Below are 13,804 nucleotides of genomic sequence, written 5' to 3' on the forward strand. Positions count from 1 at the left end.
CCCTCACATCCCGTCGCCGACCGTACCAGTGCCGTCTACGCAATGTGATGAAATGAGGCCGGTCGGTCGCAGATAGCGGAAGTCCGGGCGCGGGTGCATCAGGAAGTCGTGGTGGGAGATGTTCCAGGCGTAGGCCCCGGCCATCGCGAACTCCACCACGTCCCCCGGCTCCAGCCGGACCGGTGCCCTCCTGGCCAGCACGTCCTTCGGGGTGCACAGCTGCCCGACGATCGTGACCGGCTCGCCGGGCGCGCCCGGTCCTCCGGCCGAGGTCCAGGCGGCCAGCGGCTGGTCGTGGCCCTTGGTGGCCGGGGTCCGCAGGTGGTGGGTGCCCCCGGCGACCACCGCGAACAGCTCGCCGTGCACCCGCTTGACGTCGATCACCCAGGTGACGTACCGCCCGCAGTAGACGGTCAGCGACCGCCCCGGCTCGACCCGCAGCAGTTCCCCGGGCCGCCGGAGGCCGGCCAGGCCCGCGCCGTACGCCTTCCAGTCGAACCGGGCGTCCGGGTCGGCGTACGACACGCCCATGCCGCCGCCCAGGTTGACCTCGGTCGCGCCGATCCCGCGGGCGTAGTCCAGTACGGCCTCCGCCAGCCTCAGCATCCGCGGCGCGTCCAGCCCGCTGGCCAGATGGGCGTGCACGCCCCGCCAGCGGACGAGGTCCTGGCCGCGGAGCAGGGAGAGGCACTCGTCGACCCCGCCGGGGTCCATGCCGAACGGGGTCGCGCCGCCGCCCATGGCCAGCGAGGCCCCCTCGACGGGGAGGTCCAGGTTGACGCGGAGCAGGACGTCGGCCGGACGTCCGAGGGCGAGCAGCCGCCGCAGCTCCCCGGGGCTCTCCACGTGTAACCGGTGGACGGGCGGGGCGCCGCCCGAGCCTCCCCGACCGCCTGAGCCTTCCGAGGTTCCCGGGCTGCCGGAGGCTTCCGGACCGCCAGGGCCTGCCGAGTTTCCCGGACCTGCCGGACCTCCCGGGCCGTCCGCCGGGCGGACGGCGGCGGCCAGTTCGGCGTCGGTCTTGCCCGGGCCGCCCAGCGCGACCGGCACCTCGGGGAACAGCGCCCGCACGTGCGCCAGCTCCCCGCCCGAGGCCACCTCGAAGCCGTCCACGTACCGGGCGAGCACCCGGAGCAGCTCCGGGTCGGGATTGGCCTTCACCGCGTAGTGCAGCTCGATCCCGTCCAGCGCCGCCCGGACCTCGGCCACATGGGCGTCCAGTTCCCGCAGGTCGTAGACGTAGGCGGGCGGCTCCCCCGGAACCAGCGGGCACCCGTCGGGCGTGTGCTCGGAGGTCATCGGGCACCCGCCGCGTGCGCGCTCCGGACGGAGCCCGGTCCGGCCGCCGGTGGGCCGATGAAGGGCCTGGCCGCCGGGGTCGCCAGCGGGTTGGCCACCGCGACGTACCCCGCCGCGCGGTCCGCCGCCCGCGACCACCGGACCGCCAGGTTGGCCTTGGCCGGCAGCGGCGCGTCCGACAGCAGGCCCGCCAGGGGCGGCGGCCATCCCCGAGCGGCCGCGTAGCGGGCCAGGACCTCCCCGGCCACCGCCCACAGCTCCCGCACCGGTCCGTCGCCGGCCAGCGAGGCGGCGATCTCCGCGAGGTGGTTGACGACCAGGCAGTAGACCACCCGGTTCCAGCCGTCGGCGGCGTCGTAGGTGAGCGCCTCGGCGACCCGGGGGGGAAGGGCCGACAGGTCGTGGCGGCCGGCGACGAGCTTGGTCCCCTCCAGGTCGCGGAAGACCGCCTCCACCGGCGTCCCGGCCGGGTCCACGCCGACCAGGACGTTCTGCAGGTGGGGTTCCAGCACCACGCCGTGGGCCAGGTAGGCCTCCAGCACCGGCGGCGCGACGCACTCCACGTAGGCCCGCCACCAGCGCACCGGGTCGGCGGCGGCGGAGGCGGGGAGCACGGGGGCGGAACCGGGGGGCGGGGAGGCCGCGAGGGCGCCGCTCAGCAGCGGGGTCACGCCCGGTCCGCAGACCTGCCGGGGGCTCGCCCGGACGATCACGCCCAGCCCCTCCAGCAGCCGGGTGCCGAGGTCCGCCGAGCGGTAGCCGGGCTCGGGGAGCCAGCGGGTGCCGGGGAACCGCTCCGCCAGATCGCGGAAGACCGGCTCCAGGCGGGCGGTCAGCTCGACCGCCCCGGCCAGCTCGTACCAGGAGTTCTTCCGGACGCAGTTGGTGATCCGCACGTCCAGGCTGAACTTCAGGCACCGCTCGATCGACGGCTCGTAGACCGTGCGGACCGACGAGGTGGGGACCGCCTCGCAGGAGCCGCGGCCCAGGTCGACCAGGCGCCCGTCGGCCAGCGGCGCGGCCAGCTCGGCGGCGAGCAGGTCGAGCTGCCAGGGGTGCGCGGGCAGCAGCGCGTACCCGGGCGGCGCACCGCCCAGCGCGTCCAGTGCCGCAGTCTCGCCCGCCTCGGCCAGCACGTCGTGCCGGACCCCGAGCAACCGGAGCGGGAAGGCCGCGTGCGCCTCCGGGGCGTACGCGAGCCAGCCCGCACCGGAGGCCGCCCCACGGATCCCGCCGTCGTGCGGATCGTCCTCCCGGCGGGTCCCGCCGCGGTGCGGGGCGTCCTTCCCTCGGACCCCGCCGTCGTGCGGGTCGTCCGTACGGCATGCCCCGTCCCTCTCCGGGCCGCGGGAGACGCCGCCCCCCTCCGGGCCGTCACCGGAGACGCCGTCCCGCGCCTTGGGGCTGGGGTGGAACGGGTGCCCGAAGACGAGCGCCTGTTCGGACGCCAGCCAGGGGTCGGCCGGGGGGCCCGCGTCCCGGCGGCCTTCCAGCAGCGCCGCCACGGCCGACCGGCTCGACCGCACCTGGGCGGCGAACTCCTCGTTGCCCCCGCCCAGCTCGGCCTCCAGCAGCCGGACGAGCCGGTCGGCGGAGAGCGGACGCCAGCGGCCGTCCCGGTACCACTCGGCGGGTCCGGTGAACCGGAGTGCGAGCCCGCCGTGCGCCCGCACCCGCAGCGGGGTGCCCGCCAGGTGCAGCAGCAGGCGGGGCCCGTCGTGCCGGACCCGGCCGCGCGGCCCGGCGACCTCCCGTACGGCGCAGCGCAGCAGCGCCGCCAGCGTCGCCTCCTCGGCGACGGCGGCCGGGGAGTCGAGAACGGAGCAGAGAACGGGAGCGGTCATGGGGTCCCCTGGGTGATCACGGGCCGGACGGCCGCGGGAGGGTGGCGGAGGTAGTTGGGGCCGCTGGTGCCGTAGAACTTGTTCACGTCGCGCGCCCCGGTGCGCGCCTTGTCCACCAGCGTCCCGGCGGTGACCATCGACTTGCCGACCAGCCGGGCGGCGTCGAGGGACCTGGCCCGCAGCAGCCGGGCCGCCGGGTCGTCGCCGTACGGCTCCAGCGCCTCGGCGAGCGTGTCCCGCAGCAGCCGGGAGGCCCGCGCGGGCGGCAGCGCGCCGAAGGCCGGAGCGGCGGCGGCCAGGTGCAGGGTGATGGTCACGAACACGTCGGCGAGCGCGTGCGGGTCGTCGGTCAGCATGCGCCCGTCGGCGAAGTCCGGGACGGCGGTCCCCGCGGCCCGCAGGCGCCCCGGGGAGGCCAGCAGCCCGTCGTTGTCCTTGACGAGCAGCCGCGGGGGGCCGTCGCCGTCCAGCACGAGCGCGAGGTTCTGCTGGTGGGCCTCCAGCGCGACGCCGTACCGGACGAGGAGCCGCACGCCGGAGGCGAACAGCAGGCGGAGGTACTCGGTCAGCAGCGCCTCGACGCCACCGGCGCCGCCGTGCCGTCGCGCGGCGAGCTCCTCGGCGACCGTGCCGCCCTCCGGCAGGGGGGCGAGCAGCGCCGCCACGGGGACGATCTCGCCCGGCGGGAGGCGGCGGACGAGCCAGGCCAGGTACTCGTGCCCGGTGTGGGCGTGGACCTGCTCGTCGGCCAGGATGATCTGCGGACCGGCGATCCGGCGCAGCAGCAGCTCGGCCCGCGCCCCGTCGGCCAGCGTGCCCGGTTTGATCGAGCGCCGGTTGCGCAGGCCCAGCGTGCTGGTGGGCAGCGGCAGCTTCAGGTGCGTGCGGGCGTCCACCTCGACCGTGCGCATGGACAGGGTGGGCCGGACGGTCAGGTACGGCTCCGGCGCCGGGACCGCCCACGGGATCGCGCGGACGGCGGGCAGCGCCAGCGGGTGCACCGGGAACAGCACGTGCGTGTCCGCGAGCTCCCCCGCCAGCCCGACGCGGGCGAAGTCCGGCGCCATCGGCGGCGTCCCGGGCGAGGTGCCGGTCACCCGCTCGCGGGGCACCGCCGCCCACCGCAGCTCGAAGCTCGGGGCGAACTCCGGCGCGTAGGCCGTCAGATCCCCGTCCGAGAGCCCGGCCCGGCAGCGCGCCGTCGGATAGACGGGATGGTCCAGGAAGGCCGCCAGCGCCTCGTAGCGCGCGGTCCCGGCCGGGCCGCGCCGCAGCCGGGCGAGCACGTCCCGGCGGTGGGCGTCGTGGAGGTCGAGTGCGCGCAGGGCCTCGCGGCACTCCTGGGCGAACGCCTCGATCCCGGCGGCGTCCGCCGGGTGCGCGACCGCCCGCAGGGCGCCCAGCACCTCGGTCAGGCCCAGGCGCTCGGCGGGGGCGACGGTGAAGTCCTGGAACGGCGAACCCGGTACCAGCCGGACCGGGCGCCCGCCCGGTCCCGGCAGGTGGAGGACGACGCCGTCCCTGCGCCGGGCCACCCGCCCGGCCAGGCCGCCGTAGTCCTCCCGCAGGAGGGCGTCCAGGACACGGGCCGCGAGGTACGGCTCCCGCCCGGCGACGGCGCGCTCGGCGATCATGCGATCACCCAGGGGTCGGCGGCGGTGAAGGCCGAGACGGCCTCGTCCACACTCGCCCGGTCGGGGCCGACGGCGCGGACGATGCCCAGGTAGTCGCGGTTCGTGTGGCTCCGGTCGATGCGGTCGCCCACCGACCGGAGCGGCCGGTGCCAGAGCCGCACGCGGTCACCGGGGGAGGGCGCCACGATTCCTGGTGCCCTCGTCACGGTCCCCGACCGCTCCGCCACCAGGCTCAGGGCGGTCCCGTGCACGGCGGCGCGCTCGAGGTCCGGCCCGAGGCCCAGGCCGAGATGCACGCCGAGGATCCGCTCGAAGAGCGGGACGCCCAGCAGGTCGGCGAGCAGGAAGTCGCAGTGGTCGCCGATCACCCGGTAGTTGACCTCGATGATCCGCGGCCCGTCCGCCGTCATCACGTACTCGGTGTGGCAGGCCCCGAAGCCCACGCCCAGGGCTCGCAGCGCCCGGAGTACGTGACCGGCCGCGGGCGGCGGCTCCCAGTCCAGGCGCTCCTCCACGAAGTGCGGCAGCGGCCCCAGGGTGGTCCGGAAGCCGCCGAGCACCCGGACGGCCCGGCCGTCGCCCAGGGTCTCCAGTGTGTGCAGCGGTCCGTCGAGGTACTCCTCCACGACCAGGGTCTCGCCCGGCCGCCGCCCGCGGATCGCCCGTACGGCCCCGGCCAGTTCGCGTCCGTCCCGGACGAGCACGACGTCCTCGCTGGCGACGCCCTGGCTCGGCTTGACCACGGCGGGCAGCGGCACGTCCCCGGCGGGCACCGGGTCGTCCGGCGCGAGCCGTACGGAGCGCACGGTCTCCACGCCGGCCGCGGCCAGCCGCCGCCGGGTGAGCGCCTTGTTCTTGGCCGCGACGCACGCCCGCCAGTCCTTGCCCGGCAGGTCGAAGTAGGCGGCGGCCAGGGCGGTCTCGGCCTGGATGTGGTCGGAGTTGGAGAAGACCGCGGCGGGCGGGTGGTGGTGCGCGATGACGTCGATCACCGCCCGTGCGTCGCGCACGTCGCAGGCGAGCGCCTCGGCACCGGAGGCGGTGTACTGCTCCGGCCGGTCGGTCAGGACCGTGACGTCGCAACCCAGTGCGCGGGCGGCGGGCAGGAATCCGTCGGTGACGGAGTCGGTCGGTTTGAGCGCGGTGAGGTACAGCCGCAATGCGGACCCCCGATATCAGGTAAGGCTAACCTAACCAGCGGCATCGTAGTCGAACGGAGATCATCGTGTGACGCGACAGGAGAATCATCATCCATGTCCCGTTGGCGGGGGGAAGAGAAGCTTCTCACCGTCGTCTCCTCCCGATCTCTCCGGGCGACGCCTACGGGGGACATCATGAGCCGCGCTCGCCCCGCCGTCACCCCGGCCGGGCGGCCGCCCCGGCGGGCCCGCCGCCCGCAGGGCACGATGCCCCTCTCGCCGACGGTGCGACGGCGATGCCCCTCTCGCCGCCCGCGCGGCCTCCCGGAATCTCCCGTCCGGCCGCGGGCCCGTGGCGGCGGAGGCCCGCGGCCGGCGCGTCGTTAGGATGTGTCCGGCTCGGGGAGGGTGTGACGGCGTGGACATCACTGCAGACGAAGGACTACTGGGACCGCTGCTGCTCGCGCGCGGCGCCATCGACCGGTCGGCGGCGCGCCGCGGGGACGCCGGGTGGATCGAGCGGGCCTGGGCGGACCCCGCGACCAGGGTCCTGGTCGTCGACGGCGGCCAGGCCCTGGTCAGGATGAGGGGCGGGGCGGCCGAGCTCGTCCTGCTGCCCCCCGCGGACGCACCGGAGGGGGAGCGCTACCTGCTGGGCGTGGACGCCGGCGGCACCGCCTACTTCGCGGTGGCGGCCCCGGTCGAGGGCGCCGTCCGCGAGGAGCCCGGCCGCCGGATCGCTCCACCGGCGGCCCCGGCGGCCCGGCCGGAGGGGGAGGCGGCCGCGGCCGGGCTGCGCCAGGTCGGCGCGCTCCTCGGTGACCTGGACGCCGGCCTGCTGGTCTACGCGGTCGCGCTGGAGGCCTGGCACTCCACCCACGAGTTCTGCCCGCGCTGCGGGAGCCGTACGGAGGTCCGGACGGGCGGGCACGTGCGGGTCTGCCCGCAGGACGGCAGCCAGCACTTCCCCCGGGTGGACCCCGCGGTGATCATGCTGGTCCACGACGAGGAGGACCGGTGCCTGCTGGCCCGCGGGCCGCAGTGGCCGGAGGGCCGGCTGTCGGTGCTCGCCGGGTTCGTGGAGCCCGGCGAGTCGCTGGAGAACGCGGTGGTCCGGGAGGTGGCGGAGGAGGTCGGCGTGCGGGTGGCCGCCCCGCGCTACCTTGGCAGCCAGCCCTGGCCGTTCCCGCGCAGCCTGATGCTGGGCTTCTTCGCCAGGGCCCTGTCCACCGAGCTCGTCCCCGACCGCGAGGAGATCGCCGAGGCCCGCTGGTTCAGCCGCGCCGAACTGCGGGCCGCGCTGGAGAGCGGCGAGGTGCGCCTGCCGCCGGAGGTGTCGATCGCGCGCCGGTTGATCGAGGCCTGGTACGGCGGGGAGCTCGAAGGGGATTGGTGACCGGCCGCGCCGCCCGGTCGGCGGATCGCCGCCTCGCGCCCGCCCGGCCGGTGGATCGCCGCCCCGGGCCGGGCGGGCGCGGCGGAGCGGTAACGGCCCCGCGAGCATCGTTCACTTTATGTGTTTGAGCGACTACTCTTCGTGTTTTGGCTGATGGGCGTCGGGTATGGAGAGTGCAACCCGGCCCGCCTCGCCGGCAGGCGGCCGGGACGGACACCGAACCCCTGCAGGCCCTCGCGAAGGGAAAGAAATGATCAAGAAGACAGCGTGCCGCCTCGTCGCCGTCGGGGCGCTGGCCCCGGCCCTCGTGCTCGGCGGGACCGGGACCTCCCTGGCCGACGACGGGGCGCTGTGGCAGCAGACCCAGGCCCGGGCGACCATCGACGGCGCGAGCCTGAAGATCGTGCGAGCCTACACCGACGGGTCGGGCAAGGTCTTCTTCGAGGAGCTCCACTTCACGGCGGACCGCAACGGCGCCACGGTCCACCGCACCCGGAGCGGCGCCAGCGCCGGATAGTCCCCGCCGCGGCCGGGAGGAGGTCCTGCAGGGCCGCCCGGCCGCGTGACGGCGCCCACCGCGGGCGGACCGCGGCGTCCCCGCCCGGCCGCGTGACGGCGCCCACCGCGGGCGGACCGCGGCGTCCCCGCCCGGCCCGGGACGGATCAGGCGACCGTCCGGAGACGGCTCAGGCGGCGCTCCCGCAGCTCAGGCGGCGCTCCCGAGGAGCCGCTTCACCTCGGCGACGGAGGGGTTCGTCAGGGCCACCCGCCCGGCGGGGGACTCGACGACCACCGTCGGCACGGTCTGGTTGCCGTTGTTGACGCTCATGACGAACTCGGCGGCGTCGGGGTTCCGCTCGATGTCGATCTCCTGGTAGGCGATGCCCTCCCTGGTCAGCTGAGCCTTCAGCCGCTTGCAGGGACCGCACCAGGTGGTGGTGTAAACGGTGAGCGCCATGGCGTTGGAAACCCCTTCAGACGATGTTCGCGCTCATTGGCAACACGCGGTGGGCGCCCGGTCTTCCCGCCGGGCTAGAAGACCTTGCCGGCGATCCACTCCTGCACCCGCTCCGCCACACCGGGCAGCCGGTAGAGCGGGGCGCTGTGGTTGATCCCCACCTCGGTCAGGACCGTGACCTCGACCCCGACCTGCCTGAGGCGGTCGCGCAGCTGGTTGCTGTGACTCGACGGCACGAACTCGTCCGCCGAGTGCACGCTCAGCACAGGCGCGTCGCCGCGGCTCGCGTGCTCCGGCACCTCCATGCTCTGCCAGATCCTCGCGCACTTGCCCGAGGGCTCGCAGCCCCCGGCGAGCCGGATGGCGGACTCGCGCAGCTTGCGCTTGTTCAGGTCGAGGGTCTCGGTGCCGTCGAGGTAGGCCGTGAGGGGGGAGACCACCGGAGAGATGCCGACCACGCCCTTCAGCCCCGGCAGGCCGTTCTTGTAGGTGCCGACCGCGGTGGCGAGGTGGCCGCCGGCCGAGAAGCCCACCACCACGTAGTTGTTCGGGTCGAAGGACCACAGGGCGGCGTGCCGCCGGGCGGTGGCGATGGCGTCGAGGGTGTCGACGCGCTGGGCGGGCCACGCGGCGTCGGTCGAGAGCCGGTAGTTGATGTTGAAGACGGTGTATCCGAGCTCGGCGTAGCTCCGGCTGATCTCCGTCATGTACTTCTTGTCGCCCGACGACCACCAGCCGCCGTGGATCAGGAAGACCCCCGGCCGCCGCAGCTCGTCGGCCTGGTGCCAGACGTCCATGCGCTGCCGGGCGTGCCTGCCGTACGCGACGGTGTCGACGATGGTGCCCTGGACCAGCGCGTCGGGATCCGCCGACGCCGGAGTCGACGCCGAGGGCGTCGGTTCGGCCTTGCGCGACGGGGTCCCCCCGGTCGCGGTGGAGGCCGGGGCGGCGTTCGCGGCGACGGCCGCCGCGGTGGCCGCGGTGCCGGCGGAGGGGGCTGTGGGGACCGCCGCCACGTCCGCGTGCACCCCGGAGGGTGCGAGCACCAGGGCCGCCAGGGCGAGCGCGCTCACGGTTGCCGCAGTTCGCACAGGAGTCTTTCCTTTCCCCCGGGGTTCTCTTGAGGACCCCATTGTGGAGTAAGGCACCCTGTCCGCGCATCTCAGCACGGACTCGGGAGGACGACGGGATGGTGCCAGAATGGGCGATGCCCGGCCGGCGACCGCGAGGACAGCGCCGACCGGCCCATCGGACGGCGTGTCACGGCTTGTTAAGGAGTCCCCATGGAGCCCGCTGACGTGCTGGCGGGACTGGATCCCGAGCAGCGTGAGGTCGCCCAGGCCGTACGGGGTCCCGTCTGCGTCCTCGCGGGAGCGGGGACCGGCAAGACGCGGGCCATCACGCACCGCATCGCGTACGCCGTGCACAGCGGGGCGGTCGAAGCGACGGGCGTGCTGGCGGTGACCTTCACCACACGGGCCGCCGGGGAGCTGCGCCAGCGGCTGCGCGCGCTCGGCGTGCCGGGGGTGCAGGCCCGCACCTTCCACGCGGCCGCGCTCCGCCAGCTCACCTACTTCTGGCCGCGCGTCATCGGCGGAGACCCGCCCGCGGTGATCGAGTCGAAGCTGCCGCTGCTGCGCACCGTGTGCCGCTCCGTGGGGCGGGAGGCCGCGCAGGCCGAGCCGCGCGACCTCGCCGCCGAGATCGAGTGGGCCAAGGCCGGCCAGATCTACCCCGAGGACTACGCCGAGGCGGTCAAGAAGATCGGCCGCACGCCCCCGGTCCCGGCCGAGGAGATGGTCCGCGTCTACGAGGCCTACGAGGCACTCCGCCGCGAGCGGCACCTGCTCGACTTCGAGACCATCCTGGAGCTCACCGCCGCCCTGATCACCGAGCACGGCGAGGTGGCCGCCCAGGTCCGGCAGCAGTACCGCCACTTCGTCGTCGACGAGTACCAGGACGTCAACCCGCTGCAGAAGCTGCTGCTCGACACCTGGCTGGGCGACCGGGACGACCTGTGCGTGGTCGGCGACCCCAACCAGACGATCTACTCCTTCACCGGCGCGACCTCCCACTACCTGACCGGCTTCCCGGTCGAGCACCCCGGCGCCACCGTGATCAAACTGGTCCGCGACTACCGTTCCACGCCCCAGGTGGTCGCGCTCGCCAACCGCGTCCTGGAGGTGGCGCGCTCCCCGCACCGGCTCTCCCTGGTCGCCCAGCGCCCCGACGGGCCCGAGCCCGCCTTCACCGAGTACGCCGACGAGGCCGCCGAGGCCGCGGGTGTCGCGCGCGCGGTGCGGGCCCTGGCCGACCGGGGTGTCCCGTTGCGCGAGACGGCCGTGCTCTTCCGCGTCAACGCGCAGTCGCAGGCCTACGAGCAGGCCTTCGCCGAGGCGGGCATCCCCTACCTCGTGCGCGGCGCCGACCGGTTCTTCGAGCGCCCCGAGGTCCGCAAGGCGGTCGTGCTGCTGCGCGGCGCGGCCCGCTCCGCGGGCGCCGACGAGGACCTGGCCCCGGCCGTGCACCACATCCTGTCCGGCATCGGCCTGACCCCCGAACCCCCGGCGGGAGGGAAGGCCAGAGAGGAGTGGGAGTCGCTGCGGGCCCTGGCCGAGCTGGCGGAGGACCTGGCCGCCCGGGGCGCCGGTCTGCCGGGCTTCGTCGCCGAGCTGGAGCGGAGGGCCGCCGAGCAGCACGCGCCGGAGGTCGAGGGTGTGACCCTGGCCTCCCTGCACGCGGCCAAGGGCCTGGAGTGGGACGCGGTCTTCCTGGTGGGGGTCACCGAGGGGATGCTGCCGATCGTCCACGCCAAGACGCCGGAGCAGATCGAGGAGGAGCGGCGCCTCCTCTACGTGGGCGTCACCCGGGCCAGGGTCCACCTCGCGGTGTCGTGGGCGCTGGTCCGCTCCCCTGGAGGGCGGCCCCGGCGGCCGTCCCGCTTCCTCGACGGCCTCACCGGCCGCCCCGCGCGGGTCCGGGCATCGGCTCCCGCCCCCCGCGAGCGCCGTACGGTGGCCGCGACGGTGAGCTGCCGCGTCTGCGGCAAGACGCTGGCCGCCGCCGCCGAGCAGAAGCTCGGCCGGTGCGCCGCCTGCCCCGTCGACTACGACGAGGCCCTGCTGGAGCGGCTCAAGGTGTGGCGCGCGGCCGCCGCCAAGGAGGCCAAGGTGCCGTCGTACGTGGTCTTCACCGACGTCACGCTCCAGGCCATCGCGGAGCGGGCGCCGGCCTCGGAACAGGACCTGATGTCGATAACGGGCATAGGGCGCGTCAAACTGGAGCGGTACGGCGAGGCGGTGCTCGCCATCTGCCGTGCGGCCGGAGACCAGACGGAGGACGCGTGAACGAGGCTCTCAAGGAGCTGCTGGACCTGCTCGACCTGGAGCAGATCGAGCTCGACATCTACCGGGGGCGCAGCCCCGAGGAGCGCATCCAGCGCGTCTTCGGCGGGCAGGTGGCCGCCCAGGCGCTGGTCGCCGCGGGCCGTACGGTCCCGGCGGACCGGCACGTCCACTCGCTGCACGCGTACTTCATCCGGCCCGGGGACCCGGCGATCCCGATCGTCTACAACGTGGAGCGGGTGCGCGACGGACGGTCGTTCACCACGCGCCGGGTCGTGGCCGTCCAGCACGGCAAGGCCATATTCACCATGTCGGCCTCCTTCCACGTCGCCGAGAGCGGGGTCGAGCACCAGGCGGCGGTGATGCCGCCGGTGGCCGCGCCGGAGGACCTGCCCACGATCCAGGAGCGGATGCGCGAGGTCGTGGGGGAGGGCTCGCCGTGGCGGGAGTGGCTGACCCGGCCGCGCCCGGTGGACTCCCGCTACGTGACCCCGCTCACCTGGGAGGCGCACCGCGATCCCGGGCTGCGCGGGGCGGAGACGAACGTGTGGTTCCGCTACGACGCGGACCTGCCCGACGACCCGCTGCTCCACGTGGTCCTGGCCGCCTACGCCTCGGACTTCACGCTGGTCGACACCGTGCTGCTGGCCCACGGCCTGGCGTGGGGGGCCTCCAACCTCTCCGGGGCATCGCTGGACCACGCCATGTGGTTCCACCGGCCCTTCCGCGTCGACGACTGGATGCTGTACGCCCAGGAATCGCCCTGGTCGGGGGCGGCGCGGGGACTGGCCAGGGGGCAGATGTTCACCCGGTCCGGCGAACTGGCGGTGTCCGTGGTGCAGGAGGCGATGATCCGCGTGCTGGAGCCGTAAAACTGCAGGTAGAAAATATGTTGCCCCTTCCCGGTGACCGGGTTTAGGGTCTTGGACAAGCGAGCCGGACAATCCGTCCGGCGATCTACGAATGGAGGTGAGTCCGCTGTGAAGATCAACCTGATGTCGGTGCAGCTGGGGCTCACTTCCGCGTGCCCCGGCACCACCCTGCCCGTCTTCGGCGGCCAGGCCATCCTCGCGGATGCCGCGGTCGTTCCCATGCGACGGGACAAGTCTGTCATCTTCCAGGTCCAGGTCAGCCGTGAGGCCGCCCTGTTCGCCATTCCGGCGACGGGCGTTCCGGCTGCCCCGGCGGCAGAGGCCGGCGACTACGCACAGCAGACCGAGCACACCGGAAACGGTGGGCTGCGAGGTCCGCAACCCTGGAGGCACCCTCAGGTCATATGACCTGACGAGGGAGAGCCACCAGGCCGCGGATCCGCAGACAGGATCCGCGGCCTTCTTGTTTTGCCGCACATCCTGACCCCCACCCACGAGGTAACAACAAGACCGACACCCAACAGAGAGGTGAAGCAGATGGGGGCCCAGACGATCATGGACCTGATCGACGAAGCCGAGATCCCCTGTCGTACCGACCCCGACCTCTGGTTCGCCGAGTCCCCGGAGGACGTGGAGTTCGCCAAGGCGCTCTGCGGGGGCTGCCCGATCCAGCAGGCCTGCCTGGCCCGCGCGCTCGAGCGTGAGGAGCCGTGGGGCGTCTGGGGCGGAGAGCTCATCCTGCGGGGGGCCGTCGTCCCGAGGAAGCGTCCGCGCGGACGTCCCCGCAAGACCCCGGTCGCAGCCTGACCGGTCACAGCCCGACCCGATGATCAACCGAACGTTCTGAGAGTTCCCAGAGAGGACCACTTCCGATGACCTACTTCACCAGCCGAGGCCTGGACCTGCCATCTATGCATGAGGAACTGGTGCGTGACCGAATACGGACGCTCCACAGGGAGGCGGAGGAGCAGCGCCGCGCGGCCGGGATCCAGCGGCTCCGGCGCGCCCGGCGCGACGCGGAACGCGCCTCGGCGCGTCTCCGCCAGGCGCTCCTGACCCTGGTCTGATCCTCTCCGCCGCGCCCGACCCCTCCCTTCCGGGGCGGCCGCGTCCCCCGGCCCGGTGACCGCCGAAGGTCGCCGGTCCGGGGTCGACAACCGCCGCGGACGGCCGGGCTCGACGGAGCCCGGCACCGGGGAACGGGCGAGGGCGGGAAGCGCTGCGGGGCGCGCAGTGGCAGATGTTGAAGAAAGGGCGCTTAGATTCAAAGAGTCAAGGCAACACATTGGGCCGGGGTTCGGTAGCCGAGGCACTTGCG

Annotated in this window: 13 protein-coding genes; 7 read left to right on the forward strand and 6 right to left on the reverse strand. The window is 74.4% G+C overall.

From position 1 onward, the window contains the following. Window positions 1–3: 3 nt before the first annotated feature. From IEZ07_RS15315 to IEZ07_RS15330, 4 genes are read right to left on the reverse strand one after another with little or no spacing between them, the layout of a single operon-like run. Window positions 4–1,299, reverse strand: coding sequence for a type III PLP-dependent enzyme domain-containing protein (locus tag IEZ07_RS15315; RefSeq protein WP_191895349.1), 1,296 nt, complete (start codon window positions 1,297–1,299; stop codon window positions 4–6). Further along, on the reverse strand, window positions 1,296–3,143 hold the full coding sequence (locus tag IEZ07_RS15320) for an IucA/IucC family protein (protein ID WP_239319968.1): 1,848 nt from the start codon (window positions 3,141–3,143) through the stop codon (window positions 1,296–1,298). The genes IEZ07_RS15315 and IEZ07_RS15320 overlap by 4 nt, the downstream gene beginning before the upstream one ends. Then, window positions 3,140–4,777: an IucA/IucC family protein gene (locus IEZ07_RS15325; RefSeq protein WP_191895350.1), complete on the reverse strand. Its 1,638-nt coding sequence runs from the start codon at window positions 4,775–4,777 to the stop codon at window positions 3,140–3,142. The genes IEZ07_RS15320 and IEZ07_RS15325 overlap by 4 nt, the downstream gene beginning before the upstream one ends. Then, window positions 4,774–5,937, reverse strand: a complete 1,164-nt coding sequence (locus IEZ07_RS15330) for an ATP-grasp domain-containing protein (RefSeq protein ID WP_191895351.1) — start codon at window positions 5,935–5,937, stop codon at window positions 4,774–4,776. Before IEZ07_RS15330 ends, IEZ07_RS15325 begins: the two co-directional genes overlap by 4 nt. Before the next feature lie 397 nt (window positions 5,938–6,334). On the opposite strand from IEZ07_RS15330, the gene nudC reads away from it, so the two are divergent. Together nudC and IEZ07_RS15340 are read left to right on the forward strand one after the other, a co-directional pair. Beyond that, window positions 6,335–7,312, forward strand: a complete 978-nt coding sequence (gene nudC / locus IEZ07_RS15335) for an NAD(+) diphosphatase (protein ID WP_239319966.1) — start codon at window positions 6,335–6,337, stop codon at window positions 7,310–7,312. Between the two features lie 250 nt (window positions 7,313–7,562). Continuing rightward, window positions 7,563–7,829: a hypothetical protein gene (locus tag IEZ07_RS15340; protein ID WP_068901417.1), complete on the forward strand. Its 267-nt coding sequence runs from the start codon at window positions 7,563–7,565 to the stop codon at window positions 7,827–7,829. 189 nt (window positions 7,830–8,018) lie between these two features. Here IEZ07_RS15340 and IEZ07_RS15345 read toward each other — a convergent pair whose 3' ends face one another. Together IEZ07_RS15345 and IEZ07_RS15350 are read right to left on the reverse strand one after the other, a co-directional pair. Beyond that, entirely contained in the window at window positions 8,019–8,270 is a 252-nt protein-coding gene (locus IEZ07_RS15345) for a mycoredoxin (protein ID WP_068901419.1), read from the reverse strand. Window positions 8,271–8,344: 74 nt separating this feature from the next. Further along, window positions 8,345–9,361 carry an alpha/beta hydrolase gene (locus tag IEZ07_RS15350; protein WP_204054374.1) on the reverse strand — a complete coding sequence of 339 codons (1,017 nt, stop codon included), beginning with the start codon at window positions 9,359–9,361 and terminating at the stop codon, window positions 8,345–8,347. 192 nt (window positions 9,362–9,553) lie between these two features. Between IEZ07_RS15350 and IEZ07_RS15355 the strand changes: the two genes are divergently transcribed. From IEZ07_RS15355 to IEZ07_RS15375, 5 genes are all read left to right on the forward strand, one after another. Beyond that, window positions 9,554–11,617, forward strand: coding sequence for an ATP-dependent DNA helicase UvrD2 (locus IEZ07_RS15355; protein ID WP_191895354.1), 2,064 nt, complete (start codon window positions 9,554–9,556; stop codon window positions 11,615–11,617). After that, a complete protein-coding gene (locus IEZ07_RS15360; RefSeq protein WP_068901425.1) occupies window positions 11,614–12,486 on the forward strand; it encodes an acyl-CoA thioesterase in 873 nt (290 codons plus the stop codon). The genes IEZ07_RS15355 and IEZ07_RS15360 overlap by 4 nt, the downstream gene beginning before the upstream one ends. A 108-nt stretch (window positions 12,487–12,594) precedes the next feature. Then, window positions 12,595–12,894 carry a hypothetical protein gene (locus tag IEZ07_RS15365; RefSeq protein WP_191895355.1) on the forward strand — a complete coding sequence of 100 codons (300 nt, stop codon included), beginning with the start codon at window positions 12,595–12,597 and terminating at the stop codon, window positions 12,892–12,894. A gap of 129 nt (window positions 12,895–13,023) precedes the next feature. Next, window positions 13,024–13,293: a WhiB family transcriptional regulator gene (locus IEZ07_RS15370; protein WP_068901429.1), complete on the forward strand. Its 270-nt coding sequence runs from the start codon at window positions 13,024–13,026 to the stop codon at window positions 13,291–13,293. A 119-nt stretch (window positions 13,294–13,412) separates the two neighbouring features. After that, on the forward strand, window positions 13,413–13,553 hold the full coding sequence (locus IEZ07_RS15375; protein ID WP_189235655.1) for a hypothetical protein: 141 nt from the start codon (window positions 13,413–13,415) through the stop codon (window positions 13,551–13,553). The last annotated feature ends 251 nt before the right edge of the window (window positions 13,554–13,804 follow it).

This window comes from Planomonospora parontospora (assembly GCA_014647935.1).
GTDB classification, from domain to species: domain Bacteria; phylum Actinomycetota; class Actinomycetes; order Streptosporangiales; family Streptosporangiaceae; genus Planomonospora; species Planomonospora parontospora.

Bases quoted from the DNA above. Each gene is read 5' to 3' on its own strand.
- IEZ07_RS15315 (WP_191895349.1), bottom strand. From the start codon at position 1,299: ATGACCTCCGAGCACACGCCCGACGGGTGCCCGCTGGTTCCGGGGGAG.
- IEZ07_RS15325 (WP_191895350.1), bottom strand. From the start codon at position 4,777: ATGATCGCCGAGCGCGCCGTCGCCGGGCGGGAGCCGTACCTCGCGGCC.
- IEZ07_RS15320 (WP_239319968.1), bottom strand. From the start codon at position 3,143: ATGACCGCTCCCGTTCTCTGCTCCGTTCTCGACTCCCCGGCCGCCGTC.
- IEZ07_RS15345 (WP_068901419.1), bottom strand. From the start codon at position 8,270: ATGGCGCTCACCGTTTACACCACCACCTGGTGCGGTCCCTGCAAGCGG.
- IEZ07_RS15340 (WP_068901417.1), top strand. From the start codon at position 7,563: ATGATCAAGAAGACAGCGTGCCGCCTCGTCGCCGTCGGGGCGCTGGCC.
- IEZ07_RS15355 (WP_191895354.1), top strand. From the start codon at position 9,554: ATGGAGCCCGCTGACGTGCTGGCGGGACTGGATCCCGAGCAGCGTGAG.
- IEZ07_RS15370 (WP_068901429.1), top strand. From the start codon at position 13,024: ATGGGGGCCCAGACGATCATGGACCTGATCGACGAAGCCGAGATCCCC.